The 26,010-nt window shown below is 72.4% G+C and carries 21 protein-coding genes; 15 read left to right on the plus strand and 6 right to left on the minus strand.

Annotated elements, in window-relative coordinates; translation table 11 throughout:
- Positions 1–68: 68 nt before the first annotated feature.
- A complete protein-coding gene (locus ACH4UM_RS26985) occupies positions 69–1,481 on the minus strand; it encodes a diaminopimelate decarboxylase (RefSeq protein WP_398184536.1) in 1,413 nt (470 codons plus the stop codon).
- Between the two features lie 189 nt (positions 1,482–1,670).
- Between ACH4UM_RS26985 and hutU the strand changes: the two genes are divergently transcribed.
- The 4 genes from hutU to hutI are packed head-to-tail and all read left to right on the plus strand — an operon-like array spanning position 1,671 to position 7,136.
- A complete protein-coding gene (gene hutU / locus ACH4UM_RS26990) occupies positions 1,671–3,335 on the plus strand; it encodes a urocanate hydratase (protein ID WP_398184356.1) in 1,665 nt (554 codons plus the stop codon).
- A complete protein-coding gene (locus ACH4UM_RS26995) occupies positions 3,332–4,549 on the plus strand; it encodes an allantoate amidohydrolase (RefSeq protein WP_398184359.1) in 1,218 nt (405 codons plus the stop codon). The genes hutU and ACH4UM_RS26995 overlap by 4 nt, the downstream gene beginning before the upstream one ends.
- Positions 4,546–5,895: a formimidoylglutamate deiminase gene (locus ACH4UM_RS27000; RefSeq protein ID WP_398184361.1), complete on the plus strand. Its 1,350-nt coding sequence runs from the start codon at positions 4,546–4,548 to the stop codon at positions 5,893–5,895. Before ACH4UM_RS26995 ends, ACH4UM_RS27000 begins: the two co-directional genes overlap by 4 nt.
- A 32-nt stretch (positions 5,896–5,927) precedes the next feature.
- On the plus strand, positions 5,928–7,136 hold the full coding sequence (gene hutI / locus ACH4UM_RS27005) for an imidazolonepropionase (protein ID WP_398184363.1): 1,209 nt from the start codon (positions 5,928–5,930) through the stop codon (positions 7,134–7,136).
- 47 nt (positions 7,137–7,183) lie between these two features.
- Here hutI and ACH4UM_RS27010 read toward each other — a convergent pair whose 3' ends face one another.
- Positions 7,184–8,785 carry a ricin-type beta-trefoil lectin domain protein gene (locus ACH4UM_RS27010; protein WP_398184366.1) on the minus strand — a complete coding sequence of 534 codons (1,602 nt, stop codon included), beginning with the start codon at positions 8,783–8,785 and terminating at the stop codon, positions 7,184–7,186.
- Positions 8,786–8,976: 191 nt separating this feature from the next.
- Positions 8,977–9,900 carry an RNA polymerase sigma factor SigF gene (locus ACH4UM_RS27015; RefSeq protein WP_398184369.1) on the minus strand — a complete coding sequence of 308 codons (924 nt, stop codon included), beginning with the start codon at positions 9,898–9,900 and terminating at the stop codon, positions 8,977–8,979.
- Between the two features lie 251 nt (positions 9,901–10,151).
- Here ACH4UM_RS27015 and ACH4UM_RS27020 point away from each other — a divergent pair, with 251 nt between their 5' ends.
- Both ACH4UM_RS27020 and ACH4UM_RS27025 read left to right on the plus strand, forming a co-directional pair.
- Positions 10,152–10,529: an STAS domain-containing protein gene (locus ACH4UM_RS27020; RefSeq protein ID WP_030164158.1), complete on the plus strand. Its 378-nt coding sequence runs from the start codon at positions 10,152–10,154 to the stop codon at positions 10,527–10,529.
- A 248-nt stretch (positions 10,530–10,777) separates the two neighbouring features.
- Positions 10,778–11,326, plus strand: coding sequence for an ATP-binding protein (locus ACH4UM_RS27025; RefSeq protein ID WP_398184372.1), 549 nt, complete (start codon positions 10,778–10,780; stop codon positions 11,324–11,326).
- A 217-nt stretch (positions 11,327–11,543) separates the two neighbouring features.
- On the opposite strand, the gene ACH4UM_RS27030 is transcribed toward ACH4UM_RS27025, so the two are convergent.
- Together ACH4UM_RS27030 and ACH4UM_RS27035 are read right to left on the minus strand one after the other, a co-directional pair.
- On the minus strand, positions 11,544–12,407 hold the full coding sequence (locus ACH4UM_RS27030; protein ID WP_398184375.1) for a choice-of-anchor K domain-containing protein: 864 nt from the start codon (positions 12,405–12,407) through the stop codon (positions 11,544–11,546).
- Positions 12,408–12,427: 20 nt separating this feature from the next.
- Positions 12,428–13,042, minus strand: coding sequence for a hypothetical protein (locus tag ACH4UM_RS27035; protein ID WP_398184378.1), 615 nt, complete (start codon positions 13,040–13,042; stop codon positions 12,428–12,430).
- Positions 13,043–13,672: 630 nt separating this feature from the next.
- Between ACH4UM_RS27035 and ACH4UM_RS27040 the strand changes: the two genes are divergently transcribed.
- The 9 genes from ACH4UM_RS27040 (at position 13,673) to ACH4UM_RS27080 (ending at position 24,338) form a co-directional block, all read left to right on the plus strand.
- Complete coding sequence (locus ACH4UM_RS27040; RefSeq protein ID WP_398184381.1) at positions 13,673–15,337, plus strand: serine/threonine protein kinase; 1,665 nt, start codon at positions 13,673–13,675, stop codon at positions 15,335–15,337.
- Positions 15,338–15,508: 171 nt separating this feature from the next.
- Positions 15,509–16,594 (plus strand): hypothetical protein, encoded by a 1,086-nt coding sequence (locus ACH4UM_RS27045; RefSeq protein ID WP_398184385.1) that lies wholly within the window; start codon positions 15,509–15,511, stop codon positions 16,592–16,594.
- Positions 16,587–18,239 (plus strand): polyprenyl synthetase family protein, encoded by a 1,653-nt coding sequence (locus ACH4UM_RS27050; protein WP_398184388.1) that lies wholly within the window; start codon positions 16,587–16,589, stop codon positions 18,237–18,239. Before ACH4UM_RS27045 ends, ACH4UM_RS27050 begins: the two co-directional genes overlap by 8 nt.
- The gene (locus ACH4UM_RS27055; protein ID WP_398184391.1) at positions 18,236–18,961 is read left to right on the plus strand and encodes a hypothetical protein; all 726 of its coding nucleotides are present in this window, start codon (positions 18,236–18,238) and stop codon (positions 18,959–18,961) included. Before ACH4UM_RS27050 ends, ACH4UM_RS27055 begins: the two co-directional genes overlap by 4 nt.
- A gap of 72 nt (positions 18,962–19,033) precedes the next feature.
- Positions 19,034–19,504 carry a hypothetical protein gene (locus ACH4UM_RS27060; RefSeq protein WP_398184394.1) on the plus strand — a complete coding sequence of 157 codons (471 nt, stop codon included), beginning with the start codon at positions 19,034–19,036 and terminating at the stop codon, positions 19,502–19,504.
- A 552-nt stretch (positions 19,505–20,056) separates the two neighbouring features.
- On the plus strand, positions 20,057–20,773 hold the full coding sequence (locus ACH4UM_RS27065; RefSeq protein ID WP_398184397.1) for an LPXTG cell wall anchor domain-containing protein: 717 nt from the start codon (positions 20,057–20,059) through the stop codon (positions 20,771–20,773).
- A 30-nt stretch (positions 20,774–20,803) separates the two neighbouring features.
- Positions 20,804–21,832 (plus strand): hypothetical protein, encoded by a 1,029-nt coding sequence (locus ACH4UM_RS27070; protein ID WP_398184400.1) that lies wholly within the window; start codon positions 20,804–20,806, stop codon positions 21,830–21,832.
- 38 nt (positions 21,833–21,870) lie between these two features.
- Entirely contained in the window at positions 21,871–22,962 is a 1,092-nt protein-coding gene (locus ACH4UM_RS27075) for a hypothetical protein (RefSeq protein ID WP_398184539.1), read from the plus strand.
- Entirely contained in the window at positions 22,959–24,338 is a 1,380-nt protein-coding gene (locus tag ACH4UM_RS27080) for a hypothetical protein (RefSeq protein ID WP_398184403.1), read from the plus strand. Before ACH4UM_RS27075 ends, ACH4UM_RS27080 begins: the two co-directional genes overlap by 4 nt.
- An 80-nt stretch (positions 24,339–24,418) precedes the next feature.
- Here the strand turns inward: ACH4UM_RS27080 and ACH4UM_RS27085 are convergent, their stop codons facing one another.
- The gene (locus ACH4UM_RS27085) at positions 24,419–25,915 is read right to left on the minus strand and encodes an oligopeptide:H+ symporter (protein WP_398184405.1); all 1,497 of its coding nucleotides are present in this window, start codon (positions 25,913–25,915) and stop codon (positions 24,419–24,421) included.
- Positions 25,916–26,010 lie beyond the last annotated feature (95 nt).

Below are 26,010 nucleotides of genomic sequence, written 5' to 3' on the forward strand. Positions count from 1 at the left end.
CCGAGGGGCTAATGTGGGTCAACTGACTCGGGTTTCACACCAGTTGCACTGGGTGTTCCCGGCGTGCCTCAAGGGCGCTCAGGCGTCCGCAGGGTGGTGAGCGCCGACGCGTGCGCCCCTCCGGCCTCTGCCACGATCTCCTCGGGCGGCTGCGGCTCGCGTACGGTCGCGAAGGCGACCCCGCCCGAACGGTCCGGGACGTAGCCGTAAATGCCGGGCCTCGGCAGGGAGTTGTAGGCGTAGTGGTGCGCGAAGTAGTACGCGCCGGTGTCCAGCGCCGCCGCGTGGTCGCCCGGTTCGAGCAACGGAAGCGCGCGGGCCTCGGCGAGCAGGTCGCCCGCGAAACAGGCCGGCCCGGCGACGTCCTGCACCACCTCGGGCCCGGCCTTGGGCCGGCCCTTCGCGTCGTACGCGGCCAGCCGCAGCGGCCATGCGCCGGGTGCGTAGACCGTGCGCGTGGCGACCTGCACGCCCGCGTGCGTCACGGCCACCGGCCGCCCGCCGGCGCTCTTGGTGTACTCCACCCGCGCCACCACGGTGCCCTGCTTGGCCAGCAGCGACCTGCCGAATTCGGTCACCAGCCCGTACCGCCCGTCGAACAGTCCCGGCACCACCTCGCGCAGCAGCCGCGCGTACTGCGCGTAGGTCGGCGTGGTCGCCTCCGAGGCGAAGTTCACCGGCAGCCCGCCGCCGATGTCGAGGGTGTCGACCTGCCGCCGCCCGGCACGCGCGTTGATCTCCTCGGCGAGCGCGTACGTCCGGGCCACGCCCTGCGCCATCAGGGACAGAGGGACGCCCTGCGAGCCGGAGTGGGCGTGCAGCCGGGTCAGCCACGGCCGGTCGAGGTACGCCCGTACGACCCACTCGCGCGCCCCCTCGTCACCGAGCGCCACCCCGAACTTCGAGGTCGCCGTCGCCGTCGACAGTGCCTCGATGGCACCCGCGCCGACCTGCGGATTGACCCTGATGCCGAGCGGCGAGCGGGGACGGGCGCGCCCCACGAGGGCGTCGATGCGGTCCAGCTCCTGCGGGTTGTCCGCGTTGATCGCGATGCCCAGCGCCAGCGCCTCGCGCAGTTCGGCCGGCGTCTTGGCGGGCGAGTCCAGCACCGTACGGGCCGGCGGCACCCCGGCCGCCCGGGCCAGCGCCAGCTCGCCCGGGCTCGCCACCTCCGCGCCGATGCCCTCCTGGTGCAGCAGCCGCAGCACGGGCACGAGCGGGGTCGCCTTCACCGCGAAGGCGTGCAGCACCGGCGTCCCCGGCGCCACCACCGCGTCGAACCCCGCCCTGAGTGCCGCCGCCGACTCCCGGATGCCCATGACGTCGAGCAGGCCCACGATGGGGGTCTCGGGTCCGAGCAGCCCCTGCTCGACCGCGGCCCGCACCGCTTCGTCCCGCCGGGCGGCCCGCTCGCCGTCCGCCCCGCCCGGCCGGTGCCCGGCCGTTCCGGCCGTCCTGTCTGTCCTGTCCGTCCTGCCCATCCCGTCGCCGTAACCGTTGCCCATCCCGTCGTCCCTCGTCCCGTCGCCGCCGGCAGCCATGCATCCAGCCAAACACCCACCGGGGACGTGTGTCGGCCCGCCGACGTATTGACTAGTTCTATTCAGCGGTCCAGGATGTGAATAACCGCAACAACATTCCGCCGGGAGCAATCCGCTAGGAGGCAGACCATGTCAGGACCCCGCCCCGTACGAGCGCCGCGCGGTACGGAACTGAGCGCCCTGGGATGGCAGCAGGAAGCCGCCCTGCGGATGCTCCAGAACAACCTCGACCCCGAGGTCGCCGAGCACCCCGACAAGCTCGTCGTCTACGGCGGCACCGGCAGGGCCGCCCGCGACTGGCGCTCCTTCGACGCCATGGTCCGCACGCTGAAGACCCTCAAGGCCGACGAGACGATGCTCGTCCAGTCCGGCCGCCCGGTCGGCGTCATGCAGACCCACGAGTGGGCCCCGCGCGTACTCCTGGCCAACTCCAACCTCGTCGGCGACTGGGCCAACTGGGAGGAGTTCCGCCGCCTGGAGGCCCTCGGCCTGACCATGTACGGCCAGATGACCGCCGGCTCCTGGATCTACATCGGCACCCAGGGCATCCTGCAGGGCACCTACGAGACCTTCGCCGCCGTCGCCGCGAAGAAGTTCGGCGGCACCCTCGCCGGGACCATCACCCTGACCGCCGGCCTCGGCGGCATGGGCGGCGCCCAGCCGCTCGCCGTCACCATGAACGACGGCGTCGCCATCTGCATCGACTGCGACCCGCGCGCCATCGAGCGGCGCATCGAGCACCGCTACCTGGACGTGAAGGCCGACTCCCTGGAGCACGCCCTCCAGCTGGCCACCGAGGCGCGCGACCAGCGCAGGCCGCTGTCCATCGGCGTGCTCGGCAACGCCGCCGAGCTGGTCCCGCAGCTGCTCGCCATGAGCGCCCCCATCGACATCGTGACCGACCAGACCTCCGCCCACGACCCGCTGTCGTACCTCCCGCTCGGCGTCGACTTCCAGGACATGGCCGCGGCCGCCGCCAAGGACCCGGCCGGATTCACCACCCGGGCCCGCGAGTCCATGGCCCGGCACGTCGAGGCCATGGTCGGCTTCATGGACGCCGGAGCCGAGGTCTTCGACTACGGAAACTCCATCCGCGGCGAGGCGCAACTGGCCGGTTACGACCGGGCGTTCGCCTTCCCCGGCTTCGTCCCCGCCTACATCCGGCCGCTGTTCTGCGAGGGCAAGGGCCCGTTCCGCTGGGCCGCGCTGTCGGGCGACCCGGCCGACATCGCCAAGACCGACAAGGCGATCCTGGAACTGTTCCCCGAGAACGAGTCCCTGGCCCGCTGGATCAAGATGGCCGGCGAGCGGGTCCACTTCCAGGGTCTGCCCGCGCGCATCTGCTGGCTCGGCTACGGCGAGCGCGACAAGGCGGGCGAGCGCTTCAACGACATGGTCGCGAGCGGTGAGCTGGCCGCGCCGATCGTCATCGGCCGCGACCACCTCGACTGCGGCTCCGTCGCCTCCCCGTACCGCGAGACCGAGGCCATGCTCGACGGCTCCGACGCGATCGCCGACTGGCCGCTGCTGAACGCCATGGTGAACGTGGCCTCGGGTGCCTCCTGGGTGTCGATCCACCACGGCGGCGGGGTCGGCATGGGACGGTCCATCCACGCCGGGCAGGTGACGGTGGCCGACGGCACGCAGCTGGCCGGGGAGAAGATCCGGCGAGTGCTCACCAACGACCCAGGCATGGGCGTGATCCGGCACGTGGACGCCGGGTACGACATCGCGGAGTCGGTGGCGGGCGAGCGGGGGGTTCGGGTGCCCATGCGCGAGGGTGACGAGGCGTGACCTTCCACAGCATGTGGGCGGAGCTGCTGCCGATCGGCCGCAGCTCCGCCTCCGGCGGCTACCGCCGCTTCGCCTGGACCGGCGCCGATGCCGAGTGCCGGGTCTGGTTCCGGGAGCAGGCCGAAGCCCGCGGGCTGGCGTACGAGGTGGACCGGAACGGGAACCAGTGGGCCTGGCTCGGGGACCCGGCCGCCGGGGATGCCGTGGTGGCCGGGTCGCATCTCGACTCCGTGCCGGACGGCGGGGCCTTCGACGGGCCCCTCGGGGTGGTGTCCTCCTTCGCCGCGCTCGATGAACTGCGCCGCAGGGGAGCGCGGTTCACCAAGCCCCTCGCGGTCGTCAACTTCGGCGACGAGGAAGGCGCCCGGTTCGGACTCGCCTGCGTCGGATCCCGGCTGACCGCCGGGCAGCTCACCCTCGAGCAGGCGCACCGGCTGACCGACGGCGACGGGGTCACGCTGCCCAAGGCCATGGAGGCCGCCGGGTACGACCCCGAGGCGATCGGGCCCGACCCCGAGCGGCTGGCGCGGATCGGGGCCTTCGTCGAACTGCACGTCGAGCAGGGGCGTGCCCTCGACCTCACCGGTGACGCGGTGGGGATCGCGAGCGCCATCTGGCCGCACGGACGGTGGCGGTTCGACTTCCGCGGCGAGGCCAACCACGCCGGCACCACCCGGCTGGCCGACCGGCGCGACCCGATGCTGTCGTACGCCGAGACCGTCCTCGCCGCCCGGCGCGAGGCCGAACTCGCCGGTGCCGTCGCCACCTTCGGCAAGATCGCCGTCGAGCCGAACGGCGTCAACGCGATCCCCTCCCTGGTACGCGGCTGGCTCGACTCCCGCGCCGCCGACCAGCAGACCCTCGACACGGTGGTCACCGGCATCGAGAAGGCGGCCCGCGAGTACGCCGCGGCGCACGGCATCGACCTCGACATGGTCCGCGAGTCCTTCACACCCGTCGTCGAGTTCGACCACGCCCTGCGGGACGAACTCGCCCGCATTCTGGGCACGGACACCGATCTGAGGGTGCCGGTGCTCGGTACCGGAGCGGGACACGACGCCGGAATCCTGTCCGGGAGCGTCCCGACCGCCATGCTGTTCGTGCGCAACCCCACCGGTGTCTCGCACTCCCCGGCCGAGTTCGCGGCCGAGGACGACTGCGTGGCCGGGGTGCGCGCACTCGCCGACGTACTGGAAGGGCTGGCCTGCACGTGACCTCCACCGAGCGGACGCGGACGTACTGGCTGGAGCATGCCTGGCTCGGCACGAACGTCGAGCCAGGCGTGGCGCTCGATGTGCGCGACGGCCGTATCGCGGCCGTCCGCACCGGCGTGCCCGCCCCGCAGCCCGGAGCCGAACCCCTGCGCGGCCTCACGGTCCCCGGCCTCGCCAACGCCCACAGCCACGCCTTCCACCGGGCGCTGCGCGGCACCGTCCAGGTGGGCTCCGGCACCTTCTGGACCTGGCGCGAGGTCATGTACGCCACGGCCGACCGGCTCACCCCGGAGAGCTACCACGCGCTCGCCCGCGCGGTGTACGCCGAGATGGCGCTGGCCGGGATCACGGCGGTGGGCGAGTTCCACTACCTCCACCACGCCCCGGGCGGCTCCCGGTACGCCGACCCGAACGCGATGGGCGAGGCCCTGATCGAGGCCGCCGCCGAAGCCGGCATCCGCATCACCCTCCTCGACACCTGCTACCTGTCCGCCGGCTTCGGACAGCCGCCCAACACCCACCAGCTCCGCTTCTCCGACGGGACGGCCGAGGCCTGGGCCGAACGCTGTTCAGTTCTCAAGGAACGGGATCACGCGCGGATCGGCGCCGCCGTCCACTCCGTACGGGCCGTGCCAGCGCGGGAGCTGGCGACGGTGGCGCGGTGGGCCGAGGAGCGGCGGGCCCCACTGCATGTGCACCTGTCCGAGCAGACCGCCGAGAACGACGCCTGCCAGGAGGCCCACGGGTGCACCCCGGCCCGGCTGCTGGCCGACCACGGCGTCCTCGGCCCGCGCACCACCGGCGTGCACAACACCCACCTCACCGACGAGGACATCGCCCTGCTCGGCCGCTCCGGCACCGGGACGTGCATGTGCCCGACCACCGAACGGGACCTGGCCGACGGCATCGGACCCGCCGTCGCCCTCCAGCGCGCCGGCTCCCCGCTCAGCCTCGGCTCCGACAGCCACGCCGTCATCGACCTGCTCGAGGAGGCCCGCGCGATGGAGCTGAACGAGCGGCTGCGCACCCGCGCCCGCGGGCACTGGACGGCCGCCGCCCTGCTGCGGGCCGCCACCGCCGACGGTCACGCGGCCCTCGGCTGGAGCGACGCGGGGAGCCTGGCCGCCGGCGCCCTGGCCGACTTCACGACGATCGCGCTGGACTCGGTCAGAACTGCGGGAACGCTGCCGCGACTCGGTGCCGAGACGGCCGTATTCGCCGCCTGCGCGGCGGACGTGCGCCATACGGTCGTGGGTGGCCGGCATGTCGTACGAGACGGCGTCCACGCCCTCGTACCCGATGTGCCGTCAGCGCTGTCGGACGCCATCGGAGCCCTGCGCGGCTGAAGCCCGCCGTCATCCCTGAGGACACGGACACCATGAGCAGCACCGTCATCACCAACATCGCGACGCTGGTCACCAACGACCCCTCCCTCGGCTGGAGGTCCCCCCGCTCGAGCAAATTCGAGAGTGCCGGAGGATCCCCGCTCGGCCTGATCCGGGACGCGGCCGTCGTCATCGACGGCGACCGCGTCGCGTGGACCGGTGAATCAAGCAAAGCACCCGCCACTGACAATCGGGTCGACGCCGCCGGCCGGGCGGTGATCCCGGGCTTCGTGGACTCCCACTCCCACCTGGTCTTCGCGGGCGACCGCACCGAGGAGTTCAACGCCCGCATGTCCGGCCGGGCCTACAGCGCGGGCGGCATCCGCACCACCGTCGCCGCCACCCGCGCCGCCTCCGACGAGGAGCTGGAGGCCAACCTCACCCGTCACCTGGCCGAGGCGCTCCGCCAGGGCACGACCACGTTCGAGACGAAGTCCGGCTACGGCCTCACCGTCGCGGACGAGTCCCGCGCCCTGCGCATCGCCGCCCGCCACACCGACGAGGTCACCTACCTCGGCGCCCACATCGTCCCCCCGGACTTCGCCGAGGACCCGGCCGGCTACGTGGCCCTGGTCACCGGCGAGATGCTGGACGCCTGCGCCCCGCACGCCCGCTGGATCGACGTCTTCTGCGAGAAGGGCGCCTTCGACGGCGACCAGGCCCGTGCCATCCTCACCGCGGGCCGGGCCAGGGGCCTGCACCCGCGCATCCACGCCAACCAGCTCTCCTACGGCCCCGGCGTCCAGCTCGCCGTCGAACTCGACGCGGCCAGCGCCGACCACTGCACCCACCTGACGGACGCCGACGTGGACGCCCTGGCAAGCGGCGACACGGTCGCCACGCTCCTGCCCGGCGCCGAGTTCTCCACCCGCGCCGAATGGCCGGACGCCCGCCGTCTCCTCGACGCCGGTGTCACCGTGGCCCTGTCCACCGACTGCAACCCGGGCTCGTCCTACACCTCGTCCGTGCCGTTCTGTATCGCGCTGGCCGTGCGGGACATGGGGATGACCCCCGACGAGGCGCTCTGGTCGGCCACCGCCGGGGGAGCGGCGGCGCTGCGCCGCACCGACATCGGCCGCCTCACCCCGGGCACCCGCGCCGACCTCGCCGTCCTCGACGCCCCCAGCCATGTCCACCTGGCCTACCGCCCGGGCGTCCCCCTGGTGACGCAGGTCTGGCGACGCGGCGTGCGCGAGGTGTGATCCAGGGGCCGTCCCGCCCCTGACCTCCGGCCCCACCCGGCCAGGGGTCAGACGGCCCCCGCCCGCCACCGCTGCTCAGTCCCGCCGGTCAGCGGCTCCAGGGACAGCGAGCCGTCGGAGTGCGGGGTGAGGGCGGTCTCGATCGCGATGGCCGGGCGGATCACGCCGTCCGGGTCGACGGTGAACGTCAGGTTCTCGCCGTTCCTGCTGTACACCGAGTCGCAGCTCCAGATGCCGACGCCGTTGTCCACCGAACCGCGGCTGTCCAGACAGAAGTCCGGGTCCGCGGCCGACTGCACCACCCCGCGCGCGGAGTCGACCCGCCAGCGCTGGGTGGCCGCGGAGCCGCAGGGCGCGGTGACGACGTCCGTGCCGTTGTCGAAGTCGCCGGCCACGTCCAGGCAGCGGCCCGAGGCGACGTTCACCACCTGTGCGTAGGCCGCGCCCGGCGGATACGTGGGGGACGGGCTGGGGGTGGGCGCCGGCTCCGGCCGCGCCGTCCGGGTGGGACGCGGCGTCGGCCTGGGGGACGGCGGCCGGGAGGTCGCGGACGGTGAGGGCGCCGGCGGGGAGGGCGCCGGCGGGGTGCCCGGCACCGTCGCCGTCACCGTGACCCGCGGGGGCGCCGAGGGCGTGGCCACCGCGCCCGCCGAACGCTGGTGCTGCCCGCCGCCCCCCGAGGTGAGCAGGAAGAGCAGCAGCGGCGCGAGCGCCGTGCCGAGCGCTGCCGAGGCCAGCACATAGCGGCGCGACGGGGGCCAGGCGACGGCCCGCACGCCGGTGCGGCGCGTGCCGCCTTCCGGACGCGGGGCGGCCGGCTGCTGTGTGATGTACGCCATGCCGCCCCAGGGCAGCAGGCCCTCGGCGAGCGCGGCGCGCGGGTGGTCGCGCAGGGCGGACTGCTCCTCGAACGCGGCCGTGCAGTGCGCGCAGTGCGCCATGTGGGCGTGCAGGTCGGCGCTGGAGCGCCGGTTGCCCGGTCGTACCGACTCCTCGATCAGCCGGCGGAAGTCGCCGCAGTGCGGGTCGTCGGAGGCGGCCAGGCGGGTCCGCAGACAGGCCTGGGCCATCACCTGGAGGGCCTGCGCAGTGCCGTGGACCACGTCCTCGCGGGTGAGGCCGAGGTAGACGGCCGTCCGCTCCTCGGGCTCCTGCTCCACGACGCCGTACCAGATGAGGCCCTGGGCCCGGACCGGCAGCGACTGGAAGGCCGCGAGCAGGGGCGGTACGGGGCCCTTCACGCCCGCCGTGTTCAGGACCAGCAACAGCCCTGGGTCCAGGCCGCCGGACCGCTCGTCGCGGGCCCAGGACGCGGCCAGCCGCGTGGTGAGCAGCAGTAGTTGCAGCCGCACCGGGACACCCGGGTCCACGCCGCGCGCCGTCTCTCGGGCGGCGTGGGTGAAGGACTGCGCCGCGAGCTGCCGGGCCGCCGACTCGCCCGGCGCGCACTGGCGTGCGTAGGCGAGCACAAAGGGGTGATGGCGGGCGCGCAGTTCCTGCAGCGCCGGATAGACGGTCGGCGTGTCGGCGCGCAGCAGCGAGGTCAGCCGCGTGTCGGACGCGCTTGCGTACGCCCCGCCGCCCGCATACGCCCCGCCGCCCGCGTCCCCGGTCTCGACGTCGTCGTCGGTCCCGTCGGCCCGCGCCATCCACCCGCCTCCTCGCACCCCCGGCCGGTCACAGGGAGTTCTGACGTACCGGTCAGTTCGGGGGGTGACCCTAGTGGCGGACGGGGGAGCGGGAAAGAGGTTTCCCCGGGTAACCAGGTGTGCGTCCGGCTCCTGTCAGGGCCCCGGACGGACACCTCGTGTCACACCGGTCATTCCTCGGCCGCCCACGGTCACTCCTCGACCGTCAGCCCCTTGCGCAGCCGCACCAGCGTTTTGGACAGCAGCCGTGAGACGTGCATCTGGGAGATGCCGAGCTCCTCGCCAATCTCCGACTGGGTCATGTTGGCGACGAACCGCAGGGACAGGATCTGCCGGTCCCGCGAGGAGAGTTCGGCGATCAGCGGCTTCAGCGACTCGACGTACTCGATGCCTTCGAGCCCGTGGTCCTCGTAGCCGATGCGGTCCGCGAGGGCGCCCTCGGAGTCGTCCTCCTCGGGCTGGGCGTCCAGCGAGGACGCGGTGTACGCGTTGGAGGCCGCCATGCCCTCCACCACTTCGTCCCTGGACAGGCCGAGGTGCTCGGCGAGTTCCGTCACCGTCGGGGCGCGATCCAGCCGCTGGGCCAGTTCGTCGCCTGCCTTGGCGAGGTCGAGCCGCAGCTCCTGCAGCCGGCGCGGGACGCGCACGGACCACGAGGTGTCGCGGAAGAAGCGCTTGATCTCGCCGACGATGGTTGGCATCGCGAAGGTGGGGAACTCCACACCACGCGAGAGCTCGAAGCGGTCGATGGCCTTGATGAGACCGATCGTGCCGACCTGGATGATGTCCTCCAGCGGCTCGCTGCGGGAGCGGAAGCGGGAGGCGGCGAACTTGACCAGGGCGAGGTTCAGTTCGACGAGCGTGTTGCGGACGTACGAGTACTCGTGGGTGCCTTCCTCGAGGGACTCCAGCCGCTCGAAGAGGGTCTTGGACAGGGCCCGGGCGTCGTCCGGGGCCACTTCGTCGTACGGGGGGATGTCCGGAAGTCCGGCCAGTGCGGCGGCCCGACCGGCCCGCTCGGCGTGTACGTCGCGCAGCTCGATGGGATCCAGGTGCTCCGTGGGGGATGCCGACGTCGCCCTCTGGGTATGCGATGCGTCGAGCCGGGGTGACATGATGTCCTCCATCGTTCTCGGCATATGGCTGCCGAAGCCAGTTCGTGCACTGCGGTGTGCGGCGCCTCCAAAGCCGGCCGTGTCGGGTACGTGTCTCTACTAGCCCTACCCGCTTTCCCACAGCCACCGCAAGTGCGTTATGTGGGAGTATGTCCGATTGTGTGCGGTTGTTCGGGTGTCGGAGTGGTGAGGGAAGGCGTAGTGTTCGAGGTCGTCAATCAGCAGCCAAGACCCCGGGAGAGAGAGACGGCATGGACCGCGGGACGGTCGGCAGCGCACAGTCGGGCCGGCTTCTGGTGGAGGTGCGGCAAGAGGGCTCCAGTGCCGTCGTGACGCCGGCGGGTGAGCTCGATCACCACACGGCCGACCTGCTGCGCGAGCCGCTGGAGGAGTGCCTCGACAAGGGGCGCTCGCGACTGGTGGTGGACTGCTCGCGCCTGGAGTTCTGCGACTCCACGGGGCTGAACGTGCTGCTGGGCGCGCGGCTGAAGGCGGAGGCGGCCGGGGGTGGCGTGCATCTCGCCGGAATGCTGCCGGTGGTGGCGCGAGTGTTTGAGATCACAGGGGCGGACGCGGTCTTCAGTGTGCACGACACACTCGAGGACGCACTGGCCGACGAGACCGGCTGAGCCGGGCCCCGGGCCGACGACGTGTCTCCTCCCTGTTTCCGTGACCGGCACGCGCCGGGCGTCGCGCCCGGTGTGCCGAAAACAGTGGTGTTCCGCCGGATCGGTCGGGCAGGAGACATCCTGAACGGAACGGCCGTCGAACCGGGAGCCGGAGACCCCTTGAACGACGTCTGTGCGGGTGTACCGACCCTGTACGCATGTAGTGACTTCTGAATCGTGAATTGGTGAATCGGTGAGGTGAAGCGCTGATGAGCACCACCCGGCCTTACTCGCCGGGCGACCGCGGCCCGGAGCCCAGCGGCGCTTCCGGGGCGTCCGAGGGGGGCGTGCCTGCGGCCGGGGCGTCCGCGGGGGAAGCGGCAGCCGTGCCGGCGGCTGCGTCGGGGGGTCGTCAGGTCCGCAGGCTGAGCTTCGACGGCGAGAGCGGCGTCGTGCCGCTCGCCCGCGACTTCGCCCGCCAGGCGCTGTACGCGTGGGGCTGGCTGCCCGCCGCGACCGCCGACCAGCGGGCCGCCGCCGAGGACGTCCTCCTCGTCGTCTCCGAGCTGGTCACCAACGCCTGTCTGCACGCCGAGGGCCCCGACCGGCTGGAGATCACCTGCGACAACAAGGTGATCCACATCGAGGTCTCCGACCGCGGCACCGGCCAGCCCGCCCCGCGCACCCCGCACCGCGCCGGCCGTCCCGGCGGCCACGGCATGTTCATCGTCCAGCGCCTGTGTCTCGACTGGGGTGTGATCCGCACCCCCGGCGTCGCCGGCAAGAAGGTCTGGGCGGAACTGGGAGCGCCGGCCTAGTCCAGGGCGGCACGGCAACCGACCGGTTGAAGAACTCTTCCATCGTGGGCGAGGCCGTCGCAAGGAGCGGCTGAGGCTGCCCGGTGCGTGTGTACGCGGGGCGCGTCGAGCAGACGGCCTCCTGCGGCTGCGGCAAGGCCGGGAAACCACCCGGCTGGGCGACCAGCGAGGCCGGCTTCCTGGCCTTGCCGGTCACTGAAGGGCCGACGAGGACCTGCTACGGCGCGGCGGTCTTGTTGAAGCCCTTGTCGAGGTAGGGGTACTGGTCCACGACGAAGTCGTCGTGGCGCAGACGGGCGATGCCGCCCTTGTCACGCCAGACCTCCTCGGAGGAGCCGAAGGAGAATCCGCCGAACTCCTGGTGGGTCTCGTTTGTGTAGACCCGATAGCGCTGGCCGGGCTGGATGACCGTCCCCGGGGGGAAGGCGTAGACGTGCCCGGTGGTCTTGCACTCCACGACCCAGCCGGTCAGGTCCTGGGGCGCGCCGCCCTTGTTGAAGATCTCGACGTATTCGTCGGGCTGACCCGGGCCGGTTCCCAGGTAGCGCAGGTCGGAGATGATCACGTCCGGCTCGTCGACGGTGAACATGCAGACGACCTCGGCGTAGTTGACTCCGCCCTCGGGGCTGCGGAACTGCCGGACGATCCGGCCGTTGCGCTTGAACCCGCTCAGGACCGCCCGGTACTGCTTCCCGTCGACCGTGACGGGCCGGGGGTGGACGAAGGTCTCCAGGTCGACCAGATCATCATCCGCGGGACTGCTGTTGGTGCTGTTGGGTGTCTCGTAGTGATGGAAGGTGAAGTCGAGATCGGTCGTACTGCCGTCCTGGAACACGATGTTGATGGCGAGCTTGACGTCGAACCGGTTCGGGTTGACGTGGATGGGGAAGTTGCGGTGCACGAAGGTGCCGATGACGAACTCGGTGCCGTCGAGTTGGACGTCCGCGGCCGAACCGCGGAACTGGTACCCGCTCTGGTTGCCGCTGGTGCCCCACCTGATGTCCGGGGTGCCCGCCCCGGTGATCTGGGAGGGGTCCAGGGTGGTGGAGGGGAAGACGCCGGAGGTGACGACGGTGTTCATGGTGTCCGACTCCTGCTCTTTCAGTCCTCGTCCTCGATGACCTCGGCCTTGAGCCTGGCCGGGGGCGCGGTGCCGATTTGGGCGACGCCGTCGGTGCGGCGGCCGGGCCTGGCACCGTCGACCGCCTGGAGACCGCAGGTGTAGACGATGAGGTCCTTGTCCTCGTCGCTCGTGTTCAGGTGCACGTGGTAGGTGAAGGTCAGCGTGCGCCCGTCCTCGCTGACCTTGGTCTGCACGGGCGGCAGGTTGCCGCCCGTGGTCTGGTCCATGCGCTTGTACTGGGCACCCACCGTGCCGTTCCAGCGGAATCCGGTGGGGGCGGTGAAGACGTGCTCCCGTTCGCCGGCGTCGACGGTTTCGCTCCAGTTCGGCGTACGGACGCAGATGTTGATGGTGGTGCCGAGGCCACCGGGGGCGTCCTCGACCCCGCCTTCCTGCCACACCACGAGGTCCAGCTTCTGCGCCCGGCCCTGTTCGTAGCCCCAGTCGTAGCCGTTCGCATACTGGTCCTTCTCACCGCGTGTGCCGTCGCGCGGCGGATCGGCGTAGGGGCGTCCGGCGAGCGCGTCGGCGCGTCCCTGTTCCTCTCCCTGTTTGTAGGCTTCCTTCTTCGCGGACTGCACGTCAGTGGCCATCTCCGAGTCCTCCTGGGGCTGTGGTCGAAGCGTGCGGTGAAAGGGACGTCCTGGCGAGGATCACCCGGCCCGCAGGCGACGGGCAGGTCCTGGCGCCGGATGCCGCCCGGGTTACGGAGCACGGGACGCCATGGGAGCGGTGTCCGGGAGGCGGAACGCAGGATGCCGCCGGCGGCTTCGGCCGGGGCGTTGCGCAGCCAAGTGGCATGCACCGGGCCGTCATCCGCGTCCATGGTTAGCCCGGACCTGTGGGCGGTATGCCGCTATTGCACCATTTGGGAATGCGGGATCGATTCTGCGTCATCTGTTCGAGTGAAGCTGAGGTATGCGGGGGCGCACAGATGCGGAGCGCACCAGCCCCGTGCGTGCTGAAGTAGTCGGCGCCCGCGGCCGTCTGCCACGGCCGGACACCGCCGCCCGTCCCCAGTGGCTCCTTCACGGGGCGTTCCCGGCGGCTCCTCCCTCGTGCGAGTGGAGCGCTCGGTGCGCTGCTCCTGAGGGTGTGGCCCGGCCGGTATGCAGGGGGTGTCAGCGACGGCTCGGAAAGGAGACGGACATGCGGGTGACGATGCCGTGGAAGGTGAGAGACGCCGGCCAGACGCCGCTGCGGCGGTGCCGGGTGGTGACGGCGTGACGGCGCAGGCCGCGGCCCGGACGCGGGAGCCGGTCTCCCCGGACGGGCACGACCCGCTGGTCACCGTGGCGGGAAACGGCACCGCCGGATTCTCCGGGGACGGGCGGGCGGCGCCGGAAGCGCAGTTGGCGTTCCCCGCGGATGTGGCCGTGGGGCAAGGGGCCGTCTTCATCGCCGACCATGCCAACCACCGGGTCCGCCGGATCGACGGCTCCGGCGTGCTGACGACGGTCGCCGGGGACGGAACGCGGGGCTTCGCCGGGGACGGCGCGGACGCGGTGCGGGCCCGCCTGGGCTTCCCGGCCGCCCTCGCGGTCGACGCTGACGGGGGTGTGTTCATCGCCGACGAGGTGAACCACCGGATTCGCCGGATCGGCCCCTCGGGCGTCATCGACACCGTTGCGGGAGACGGCTCCCGCGGCGGCGGCGACGACGACGGCGACGGCGGCCCCGCGGACCGGGCCCGGCTGGACGCCCCCTGTGCCCTGGCCGTGGACGGCGCCGGATCGCTGTACGTCGGCGAAGCGGGCACTCCCAGGGTGCGCAGGGTCGGCGGGGACGGTGTCATCAGCACGGTCGTCGAGGCATCCGGACGACGGTCCGGACGATCCGGTGTGGCCGACGCGGGCGGGGCGTTCCTGCCCGCGGGTCTGGCGGCCGACCCGTCGGGGCAGCTGTATATCGCCGACCCGGTGGGCCGTCGGGTGCTGTTGCTGGGCACGGACGGGACTCTTCGGGTGCTGGCGGGACCGCCGTGCGGGAACACCGGCACCACGGCGGTCGACTGGAGTGCCCCGTGCGCCGTGGCGGTCGACGCCCGGGGAGCCGTCTACGTCGCCGACATGAACGGACACCGAGTATGGCGGCTGGCCGGCGGAGTGGCCCGCGTCGTCGCGGGGCCGGACCCGGCTGCCGGTGCGGCGGCGGAGGCCGGTGAGGCGGCAGAGACCGCCGGCGACGTCTCGCCGGCCTATCCGTGCGGTCTGGCCGTGGACCCGGCCGGGCGACTGCTCGTGGCGGACAACTTCCACCACCGGATCGCCGCCCTGCCCCTCACCGCCGCTCCCTCCCAGGCCGCCGAGCCGGAACCGGACGAGGAGCCGGAGCAGGGCGAGGAGCCGGAGCAGGGCGAGGAGCCGGAACCGGGCGAGGAGCCGGAACCGGGCGAGAAGCCGGAACCGGGCGGCGAAGCCGAAGGCGCTCAGGACGCAGACCGGGCTGCCGCCGCGGCGACGGCCGCGCGACTGCTGGTACGCCAGGAAGTCGGGGTGGAAATCCCGCGCGGCGGCAGCGAGTTGGTCCACGTACGGGTCTCGTCCACCGATGCCTGGGCCCCCGGGCGGGTGGAGCACCGCTTCACCGCTCCGACGGGTCTCGTCTTCGACGGCCGGGTGACGTGCGCGTACTACCGCGTTGACGGCTCCGTGGTCGCCGCTCCGGAGCCGACGGCAGCGGTGCGGGAGGCGGGCAAGTCGCTGTCCGTGACGGACGAACCCCGATTGAACACTCCCGGCAATCCGGCGGCGGCCCTGGTGTACACCCTCGGCGTACGGGCCGGGACGGATGCCGAGCCGGGCCGGTACACCGACGGACGAGCGGTGATCGCGGGCCAGCCGGAAGTGCGACTGAAAGCAAGCGTTCTCGGGGACGACGAGGACTGACGAGAAGGCCGGCGCGAGACCTTGAGCCGTCTGTGGCGGAGTGTCCGCCACAGACAGCCCTTTGCGATTTCAAACCTCGAATACGGAGGTGAACGTTTCTGTGCTCCCAGGTCACTCCCTTGAACGTCGCGAAGTGTGATAGCTGGGGAACCGTGCGTTAGCTTTCGAAACGTGTCCACGCCGACCCTCACGAGGCTCGGGCCCCCGGGCCCCTTCCCTCACGCCCCGCTCACCCATCCACTCGACCGCAAATGGCTGCACTACGCGTTCCTGTCCCGGTGCGGCCGGCAAGCCCTGATCGCCAACCTGTCCGTCCTGGGGTCCGCCAGCGGCGTGGTCTTCGCGGATCCGGGCGGTCCGGCCACCGGGCGGCGCAGCGGCACCGGCACGGCGGCCGAGGGGCAGCACATGGCGATCCTTCTCGTCTACGAGGAGGGGCACGGCTGGAGTTCGACGCAGTTCAACGCCGAACAGCCCGAACTGCCCTGGTCCGCGTTCCGGTTACCGCATCCGCGCGGTGAGTCCGGCGCGTTCCGGGTGGCGGCCCGGTCGGCGGCGCCGGCGGCCGATGTGCGGCTGACCCGGACCAGCAGGCCGTGCACCTCGCAGTGCGCGCCCTTCGGCGAGGACGAGCACCTGCGGTGGCAGTCGGAGCCCGGCGTCCTGGGCGAGGGCACCCTGCGGCACGGCGACGGCACGGTCACGGCGACGGACCTGCTGGGCTACCACGAACGGGTGCGCGGCCGGTGGTCCTGGCCCACGCTGGGGGGCTGGGTGTTCGGGTTCGTCAACGACCCCTCCGGCCCTTCCGGTGCCGCTCCGCCCTCGGCGGTGGTCTTCACCCTGATCCAGCCCGCGCGGCCGGCGGACGAGGCCAACGGATCGGTGATGCTGTGGCGCGACGGGCGCATGGTGCGTCACTTTCCACGCCGCAACCTGCGGGTCGCGGTCAGCGGCAGCCTGGACCGCGACCGGGTGGTGATGGTGCCGCCGCTCGCGGAGGTGCTGGACACCCCGCCGATGGCGGCGGTCCCCGGCCGGTTGCTGATCACCGCCCGGCTCGGCGACGACCGTCTCGTCCTCGACTTCCGCTCGTACACGGCGGGACGCATCGCCAATCCGTCCGAGACGAGCCTGCACCCGTTCAGCGTGCACGAGACCCTCGGCCCGTGCACGGTGGAGGGCCGGGTCGGCGGACGCCGTATCGGCTTTCGCACGGAGGGCATCGTGGAGTTCGCCGGTGGTGCCCATGACTGAGACCGTGCCCGCGTTCACGGGTGCCCGGCTGCTGGACGAGACCGTCGCCGCCTTGTCCGACCGGGCGCCGGCCATCCTCGCCGCCGCCGCCGACCAGCTGCGCGGCATCCGGCTCGGCCTGCACTTCAACGACGGCAGCCACGCCACGCTCGCCGCGCAGCACAGCCGTCTCGTCGTACACCGGGACCGTTGCCCGGATCCCGACGTCGAGGTCGCCTTCGACAACCGGGCCATGAACCTGCTGTTCGACCTCCAGCGACCACCCGTCGACCAGGTACTGCCCGACAGCCTCGACGTCCGCGGCTCCCAGGAGCACACCCTCGCCGTGTGGCGCGCCTTCACGCTGTTGTCCCAGCGCGCGGCGGGCCTGCGCAGCATGCAGGAACTCTGGGGCACCTACCGCGAACAGGCCCCCCAGCTGTGGGGCAGTGCGGCACCCGCCGCCCAGGAGCCGGCCGCCGCGCCGGTCGACTGGACTGCGCTGGACTTCCTGGCCCGGCGCTCCCCCGAGGACGCCCACGCACCGCCCGCGCTGATCGGCGGCACCACCGTCAGGGCCCCGCGCCTGCTGTGGGACGGCCGCACCAGCACCAGCTGGTCGCTGGAGGACACCGTCCGCGACGCGGACCTGATGGAGACCATGCGCCGGTGCCGGGCCCGCACCAACGAGGAGATCGAACGGCTGCTGCCGGACCGCGAGCCGCGCGCCGAACTGTACGACCTCATGCGCTCCTACCCCGCGCGGCAGGGCAAGGGCCTGCGGCCCACCCTGACCATCGCGGCCTGCGCCGCCTTCGGCGGACGCCCCGAGGACGCCGTACGCGCCGCCGCCGCGCTGGAGCTGTTCCACAACGGCTTCCTCGTCCACGACGACATCGCCGACGAGTCCACCCATCGGCGCGGCCTGCCGACCATGCACGAGGAACACGGCCCGGGCCTGGCCGTCAACGTCGGCGACGGGCTGAACCTGCTCGCCGTCGACGCCGTCCTGTCCAACCTCGAAACACTCGGCCTGGCCCGCACCCTCGGCCTCATCCACGAGGCGATGCACATGTGCCGGGAGTCCATCGAGGGCCAGGCCATGGAACTGGGCTGGATCCGCCACGAGACCGTCCCCGGGGCCGACGACGCCTACTTCACGATGAGCACGAAGAAGACCGGCTGGTACACCTGCATCAGCCCGTGCCGCATCGGCGCCGTCTGCGCAGGCGTCACCGACCCGGCCGTACTGGGCCGGTTCGACGAGGCGTTCCGCCTGATCGGCATCGCCTTCCAGATCCAGGACGACATCCTGAACCTGGTCGGCGAGGAGGCTCTCTACGGCAAGGAGCCCCTCGGGGACCTGCTCGAAGGCAAGCGCACGGTGATGCTGATCCACCTCTTCCGCACCGCGTACGCCCACGAGCGGCCCCGCCTCCTCGACGTCCTGCGTCAGCGCCGAACCGACAAGACACAGCAGCACGCCGAGGAACTCCTCGCCGCCATGCGGCGGCACGGCTCCATCGAGTACGCCACCGACCTCGCCGACCGGCTCGCCGCCGAAGGCATCGCGCGCTTCGAAGAAGACCTGCGCGTCATCCCCGAGAACGAAGGCAAAGCCGTCCTGCGGCAGATCGCCCACTACGTCACCTCAAGGCCACTGTGACCACCACCACGACCACCCCACCACCGGCCGACCCCACCGCCGCCGGCCCGCTGACCCCGACCGACCAACGGGCCTTCGCCTTCCTCGGTCAGGTCAACAGCTGTCTGCGCCAGTGCCTGTGCACCCTGGCGCGGCACGGCGTGGCCCTGCGCGGGCGCGAGCCCGCACGCGCACGCGTCCTGCTCGACATGGTCCGGCCCTGGCCCCTCTGCAAGGGCGGCCAGTTCCTCTTCGACCTCATGGAGTGGGAGGACCTCATGGTCGACGGCGACCCCCCGCCTCTGATGTCCGCCGAGCGGGTCGTCTCCGCCTGCTCCCTGCCCGTGCAGTGGCTCGCCGCCTTCACCGGGCAGGCCCCCACCGCGACGAAACTTATCCCCGGCCAGCGCACCGCCGCCGCCCTCGACCTCCCCCTGCGCCTGCTGGCCACCACCGCCCGCGCCGCCCTCCAGGGCGCCGCGCAGGACCTCACGGACCTGCTCGGCACGCCCGCTCCCCAGGACAAGACCGACGACGACCCCGGACACGCCGCCGCCCCGGACGCCGACCCCGAGGGCACCGATGACGAACTGCCGCCCCTGGAAGCGGGGTTCTACCTCTACGAGGACATCGTTCTCGGCGCCCTCGTCGTCCTCGGCCCGCTCCTGGCCGAGCACGCGCCCATCGCCACCGCTCCCCCGACCCAGCTCAAGGCGTCCGTCTTCGGCACCGACGGCCCATGAGCGAGCCCACCCCCCGAGCCCGCCACCGGCGGATCCGCCCGGGCGGACACACCCACCCACGGAAGGCAATCCATGGCCACGCAGACCCAGGCACCCGTTGAGCCGGGAGCCGAGAACAAGCTGTACATCCTCCAGCAGGGCATCGTCGAGGACGCGCCGGGAGGGGTTCCGGCCCACCTCAGCTTCGGCATCCTCAGCACCGTCCCGTCCCCGGTGAACCCCGGCGACGTCACCTTCACCCTCAAGGCACCCACGGGCTTCGTGTTCACCGGCTGGCTGTCCTGGGCCTACCACGACGTCAGCACGCTCCAGGCGAAGGGCAACCTCAAGACCACCCAGGGCACCCTCGCCGACACCGGCCGCACGCTGACCTTCACCCACAACCCGTACCTGTCCACCAACCAGGAGGCTCTCGGCTTCGCGGCCCAGGTCACCGCCGTCGACGGCGCGACGCCGGGCCGCTACACCGACGGCGAGCTCCGGGTCGGCGCCGCCAACCCCGTCAAGCTCAAGGGCCGCGTCCTCGACCCCGACGAGGACTGATCCTCCACTGACGAACCAGCCCATCGGTGGCTCCGGCGCTCGGTTGCAACCGCGTGTGCGTGACGATCACGGATTTCGTGCGTTGGCACGACTGTGCGCTGATGGGCTGACGGTTGGGCGGGTCGAGTCGTGATCCGAGGGGACAGCCGGTCTCCATTCCCGGTTCGCCCACCGTTTCGGCAGGTCGGAGCCCCGTGAGCGGGCGCTGGACTACCTGACCGGGCTGCTCGCGCCGCTGGAGAGGAAGAACGGGTGGACACCGGCCGGGCAGGCCGGGCAGCAGCGCCCGGACGGTGTTCGGCGCCCGCTCGACCACTGCGAGTGGGACGACGTTCGCAAACCGAGGCCACAACCCACATGTGCGGTTGCGGTACTGCGCACCCTGGGGATACCCACGGTCACCCTTTCGCCCGGACTTCCCCTGCCCCCCGTCCACGCGTCGGCTCCCATGGGCGGTCCCCGCGGATCGGGTGTGTCCCGTGTCTTCCCTCGGCAAGGCCCCGGGCGTACCTTGACGGCCGATCTGATGTGCCGTCAGGAACGAGGTGGACCGTGTCGTACCAGAAACGAACCGCCGTGCTCGCGTCCGCCGCGGCCCTGGCGGCCGGTTCGGCGGTGCTGCTGGCCGCCCCCGCGGCGCGGGCCGACGTCGTGAACGTCGACTACCGCTGCCAGACGCCGATCGGCGTCAAGAGCGCCGTCTCGCCCATCGACATCAAGGGCGTTCGAAGCGGCACCGGCTACCGGATCACCATGTCCTGGCAGAAGGGCGTCTCCTCCAGCCCGGTCGAGCTGGGCAAGGGCGCGATGAACCCGAGCGCCACCATCGGGCTGGGCGGCGCGGACGGCGGCACCGTGTCGGTGACGGGCCCGGCGAACCAGGCCGCCATCCCCGCCAACACCCCCATCAAGATCAATGACTTGAGCGGCACCTACACCCCGCGGAAGACCGGCAAGGTCACCTTCACGGCGGGGATCCTCACCATCAAGGCCCTCGGTACGACGACCACGTGCACCCCCACCAACAACCCCGGACCGTCCCTCACCCTCGCCGTCACGGCAGCGGGCGGCGCGGGTGCCCGGGGCACCTCCGGCGGCTCGTCCGGAACCACCCGGAACGGCGCCGACTCCGGCGGCAGGCTGCCGCAGACCGGCCCCGGGGACTCGGCCGTCGCCCTCGGCACCCTCGGCGGCACCGTGCTGCTCGTGGGCGCGGCGGGCGCGCTGTGGCTGAACCGGCGCAACCAGGCGGCCCGCGTGCGCCGCTGACAGCCGTAGGTACGACCGCCGGAGCCGCCGATGCCGTCCACCGCCCGCGCCCTTTCCCACCTGTCGCACCTGTCCCTCCAGCCCTCTGCGTCCTCCCGGTCCCACCTGTCTCTCCGGTCCTTCCGGTCCTTCCGGTCCTTCCTGCCCTTCCTGATCCTGCTGACCGCCGCCCCGGACGCGACCGCCGCCCCGGCCGCGACGGCCGCCCCGGCCGCCCCGGCCGCCTGGGGGTCACCCCTGCCCGGACCGCACGGTGGATGGTCCCTGGCGCCCTCGGGCGGCGGACGCCCGTCCTTCTACGCCGAGGGCACGCCCGGCACGGTCCTGCGGGACACGGTGTCCGTGACCAACCGGGGGACGCGACCGGTCACCGTACGGCTGCGTGGCACCGGTGTGCCGGTCGCCTTCGCCCGGACCGAGGTACGGGTGCCCGCCCGCACCCGCGCCGAGGTCCCCTTCACGGTGACCGTCCCGGCGAGCGCCGCGCCCGGCGACCGGTCCGGCGCGATCATCGCGTGTGACGGTGACGGTGACGGTGACGGCACCGCCGGGGGTCTTGGCCGGGAGGCGAGCGTGCGGCTCCGGCTGCGGGTCGGCGGACCGGCGCTGGCCGCGCTGACCGTCGAGCACCTGGCCGTGCGGGGCGACCGCATCACCTACGAGCTGGTCAACCGGGGCACCACGGTCCTCGCCCCCCGCCTGGCCGTGCACGCGGACGGCGTCCTCGGCACGGTCCTGGACCGCGCGCCGCGCGCCCTGCCCGTCACCCTGCCGCCGGGCCGCCGTCTGGGGCTGAGCGAGCCGTGGCCGGACCGGCCCGCGCTGGACGCGGTCGCCGTACGGCTGACGGTGACCGCCCCGGGCGGGGCGCACGACACTGCGGGCGTATCGGCACGGTTCGTGCCGTGGGGGCCGGTGGCCGCGGGCAGTGGCGGGGGCGCGGCGCTGGCCGGCGGCGCCCTGTTCGCCGTACGACGGCGCAGGCGTCGCGGCGCGAAGGGCGACGGCATCGGCGGACCCCCGTGCACGGAGGCCGAGTTGACGGGAGCTCCGACGTGAGCGGCAGGCCGCGGAGTCCGGCGCTCGGGGCGCTGCTCATGCTGTTCGCACTGTTCGGGCTGCTCGTGCCGCCCCTCGCGGGCAGCGCGGCGGCCGCCGGCGGGCCGAGTGTGACGCTGTCCAGGTCCCAGGCGGGAACCGGCGGTTCGATCACCGTCACCGGCACCGGCTGGCGGCCGCGCACGCTGCTGATGCTGCTGATCTGCGGGCAGTCCGTGCCGTCCCGGGGCGTCATCGGCGGCACCAACTCCTGCGCCAACGCCGACGGCCGGGCCGTCACCACCGACGCCCGGGGCCGCTTCGCCCGCAGACTGCCGGTGGCCGAGCCGCCGGTGCCGTGTCCGTGCGTGGTGCACGTGGCCACGGTGACCGGCGCGAAGGCCGGCGCCGACGCGATCTTCCAGGTCGCCGGGCACGCCGTCGAACCGCTGCCCGCCGAGCCGGCCGGCGGCGGACGGCTGTCGGTCCTCAGCGACGCGAACCTCGACGGCTCCAGCGGGCTGCTGACATGGTTCGGGGCGCCGCCCGCCCGCACCCTGGTCCTCACCGTCGGCAACGTCGGCTCCGGGACCGTGCACAACCCCGTCTTCCAGATCGGCACCTCCCACGGCGTGTTCGCCCCGCAGTGGGAGGACCAGCAGTGGCGCGGCACGATCGCCCCCGGCCACAAGGCCGAGATCAGACTCCCCGTCGAGCTCTCCGCGGGGGCGCACGGCGACTACACCGTCTCCCTCGAGTACGGCGGGAGGGTCCTGGTCGAGCAGCCGTGGGGTGTGGGCCGGCCCTGGGGCGTGACGCTGTTCTGGGTCCTGGCGGCTCTGGTCGTGCCGGCCGCGCTGTTCCGCGCCGGGATGGCTCTCGTGGACCACGTCCGCCCGCATCGCCGACACCGCCCGCACCTGCCGGGTGGTGCGCGGCAGCGCGCCCCGCGCCGGCCCGGCCTCGCCCTGCGCCTGCCGCGGTTCCGTGGCACCGAGAACGGCTCCACGACGACTTCGACCCTGCCGTGGTTCACCCCGGACTCCGATCCGGGCGCGGCCGGTCGGCTCTCCGCACCGCACGACGACACCCCGACGAGTCGTACGGGTCCCACGGGTCCTGCGACTCCGACCAGGAAGGGACCCACGTGAGAACGCGAAGGAGAGTCACCCCGCCCGGCGGAGCGCCCCGGGGGCGCAGAGCGGGCGCGGCGGGCGTCGCGCTGGTGCTCGGCGGGGCGGGCGCCCTGCTCGCCCTGGCCGCCGGGCCCGCCCAGGCCGCCGAGGTCTCGTACCGGACCGAGTGCATCCCGCCGCCCATCTCGGGGCTGCCGCCGGTCGAGGGCACCACGAAGGTGCAGATCACGGCGCCCGCCGAGGCGAAGGTGGGCGACGAGGTCACGATCACCTGGAAGTTCCTCCAGGCCGCGTCCAGGAACCCGGACGTCCTCGATCTCGGCAAGGACACCGTCAAGCCGACCGGCACCCTCAAGGCGGCCGGCGCGCAGACGACGGCCGTCGCGATGGAGGGCCCCCGCTCCAACCCGCCCATCCCCAAGAACAGCGACATGAAGCTGTCCGACATGACGGGCAAGCTGAAGCTGACCGCCGCGGGCGAGGTGACGCTGACGCCGGACGCGTACGGCATCAACGTCAACAAGCCGATCTCGACCGACACCAAGTGCTCCCCGAAGGAGACCGTGCAGCCCGCCGCGACGATCAAGGTGACGGACGGAAGTGGGGGACCGGGCGGGCCGACCGGATCGCCGAACCCGACCTCGACGCCCACCCCGACACCGACATCCACGCCGTCACCGAACCCCACCGGGACATCCGGCGGCAGCGGCGGAACGGGTACCGGCGGCGGTACCGGCACGGGAGGCACCGGCGGCCGGACGGACTTCACCGGCAAGGAGGTCCAGGTGCCGTACCAGTGCAAGACGCCCATCGGCGACAAGAACGCGACCTCGCCCGTGCAGATCGACGCCCGCAGGACCGGCGGCGCCTTCGACCTCACGGTCCAGTTCAAGAAGTCGGTGATGAACAGCCCCGCCGACATCCCCAAGGGCTCGGTGAAACCGTCCATGGAGGTAGTCCTGGGCGGCGCCGACAAGGGCACGGTCCATGTGGAGGGCCCGGCCAACGCCAAGGCCATCAAGTCGGGCGAACCCATCGAGATCCCGGATCTGACGGGCACCTACAAACCCGGCGCGAGCGGGAAGTCCACCCTCTCGCCCGGCGTCCTGACGATCAACGCCCTCGGCACGACGACGACATGCACACCCGCCAGGTCCGAGGTCTCCCTCACCCTGGACACCACCCAGCAGGCGGGCGGTGCCTCGGGCGGGGGATCGAGCGGCGGTACGTCGTCCACGCCCGGCAGCGGCGGTACGGCTCCGGGCGGCGGCCTCGCCCAGACCGGCGCCGACGGCCACGGCGCCCTGAAGGCCCTGGGCCTGGTGGCCGGCACGGCCATCCTGCTCGGCGGCGCGGTGTTCACGCTGCTGCCGGGACGGCGGACCCGGTAGTCCGGCACCCGGGAGAACGCCGGAGGGCCATCGCACCCGCACGGGATGCGATGGCCCTCCGTCAAGCCGGGGGTCGTACGTCAGTGCACGTCGCCCATGAGCTCCCGGACCTTGCGCCGGTACATCCACACCGCCGCGCCGGCGAGCACGGCGAGGCCGGCCTGAAGGGCCACGATGCCGGTCTTGTTGAGGTCGACGCCGGCGATGGAGAGCAGGCCGGTCGTGGCGTCACCGGCGGTGACGGCCAGGAACCAGACGCCCATCATCTGCGAGGCGTACTTCGCCGGCGCCATCTTCGTGGTGACCGACAGACCCACCGGGGAGAGGGTCAGCTCACCGACGGTCTGCACGAAGTAGATCGCCACCAGCCACATCGCGGCCGCCTTGTGACCGCCGTCGGCGATCCCCAGCGGGGCGAGGAAGAGGAAGAAGGACGCGCCGATCAGCACCAGGCCCATCGCGAACTTCACCGCGGTGCTGGGCTCCTTGCCACGCCGGGCCAGCGCCAGCCACGCCCAGGCGAAGACCGGGGCCAGGGCCATGATCATGACCGGGTTGACCGACTGGTACCAGGAGACCGGGAAGTTCCAGCCGAAGATCGTGTTCTTCGCCGAGGAGTCGGCGAACAGCGACACCGTCGAGCCGCCCTGGTCGTAGATCATCCAGAACACGGCCGCCGCGACGAAGAACCAGATGTACGCGGTCATCTTCGACTGCTCCGCGCGGTCCAGCTCCCTGTCCCGCTTGATCCGGGCGATGACCAGGACCGGGATGACCAGACCGGCGATGGTGATCGGAACCAGCAGCCAGTTCAGGGTGTAGACGCCGGAGAAGCCGACGATCGCGTAGAAGACGACCGCGACGCCCGCCCACAGGGCGGCCTTCATCAGGGTGGCGCGCTTCTCCCCGGCCGACAGCGGGGTCGGCACGATGTCGGAACGGGAGTCCAGGTGGCGGGTGCCGAGCAGGAACTGGGCCAGACCCAGCGCCATGCCGACCGCGGCGAGCGCGAAGCCGAAGTGCCAGTTGACGTTCTCACCGACGGTGCCGATGACCAGCGGGGCGGCGAAGGCGCCCAGGTTGATGCCGATGTAGAAGAGGGTGAAGCCACCGTCGCGGCGCGGGTCGTCCGGGCCGTCGTAGAGGTGGCCGACCATCGTGGAGATGTTGGCCTTCAGCAGACCGGAGCCGATCGCGACCAGGCCGAGACCCGCGAAGAACGTGCCGGCGCTGGGCAGGGCCAGGGTGAGGTGGCCCAGCATGATGATGGTGCCCGCGACGGCGACCGTCTTGCGGGGGCCGAGGACACGGTCGGCGAACCAGCCGCCCGGCAGGGCGAGCAGGTACACCAGGGAGAGGTACACCGAGTAGATCGCGGTCGCGGTGGCCGCGTTCATGTGCAGGCCGCCCGGTGCCACCAGGTACAGCGGGAGCAGGGCCTTCATGCCGTAGTAGGAGAAGCGCTCCCACATCTCGGTCATGAAGAGGGTGGCCAGGCCGCGGGGGTGGCCGAAGAAGGTCTTCTCGGAACCGGGGGTGCCCGGGTGGACCGAGTCCTTCGTCAGGCTGGACGCCATGGTCGTTCCTTGCTGGTCGGGACGCGCTGCGATGAGCGGGTACGCGCCCGGTGGGGGAGGCGGCCGGGCACCGGCAGGACCGGACGTCCACCCCA

This window comes from Streptomyces sp. NPDC020801, assembly GCF_044334385.1.
Lineage (GTDB): Bacteria > Actinomycetota > Actinomycetes > Streptomycetales > Streptomycetaceae > Streptomyces.

Coding starts and splice junctions, on each gene's coding strand:
- ACH4UM_RS27070 (WP_398184400.1), top strand. CDS start 20,804: ATGCCGTCCACCGCCCGCGCCCTTTCCCACCTGTCGCACCTGTCCCTC.
- ACH4UM_RS27085 (WP_398184405.1), bottom strand. CDS start 25,915: ATGGCGTCCAGCCTGACGAAGGACTCGGTCCACCCGGGCACCCCCGGT.
- ACH4UM_RS27075 (WP_398184539.1), top strand. CDS start 21,871: ATGCTGTTCGCACTGTTCGGGCTGCTCGTGCCGCCCCTCGCGGGCAGC.
- ACH4UM_RS27050 (WP_398184388.1), top strand. CDS start 16,587: ATGACTGAGACCGTGCCCGCGTTCACGGGTGCCCGGCTGCTGGACGAG.
- ACH4UM_RS27035 (WP_398184378.1), bottom strand. CDS start 13,042: ATGGCCACTGACGTGCAGTCCGCGAAGAAGGAAGCCTACAAACAGGGA.
- hutI (WP_398184363.1), top strand. CDS start 5,928: ATGAGCAGCACCGTCATCACCAACATCGCGACGCTGGTCACCAACGAC.
- ACH4UM_RS27025 (WP_398184372.1), top strand. CDS start 10,778: ATGAGCACCACCCGGCCTTACTCGCCGGGCGACCGCGGCCCGGAGCCC.
- ACH4UM_RS27015 (WP_398184369.1), bottom strand. CDS start 9,900: ATGTCACCCCGGCTCGACGCATCGCATACCCAGAGGGCGACGTCGGCA.
- ACH4UM_RS27060 (WP_398184394.1), top strand. CDS start 19,034: ATGGCCACGCAGACCCAGGCACCCGTTGAGCCGGGAGCCGAGAACAAG.
- ACH4UM_RS26985 (WP_398184536.1), bottom strand. CDS start 1,481: ATGGGCAGGACGGACAGGACAGACAGGACGGCCGGAACGGCCGGGCAC.
- ACH4UM_RS27020 (WP_030164158.1), top strand. CDS start 10,152: ATGGACCGCGGGACGGTCGGCAGCGCACAGTCGGGCCGGCTTCTGGTG.
- ACH4UM_RS27030 (WP_398184375.1), bottom strand. CDS start 12,407: ATGAACACCGTCGTCACCTCCGGCGTCTTCCCCTCCACCACCCTGGAC.
- ACH4UM_RS27010 (WP_398184366.1), bottom strand. CDS start 8,785: ATGGCGCGGGCCGACGGGACCGACGACGACGTCGAGACCGGGGACGCG.
- hutU (WP_398184356.1), top strand. CDS start 1,671: ATGTCAGGACCCCGCCCCGTACGAGCGCCGCGCGGTACGGAACTGAGC.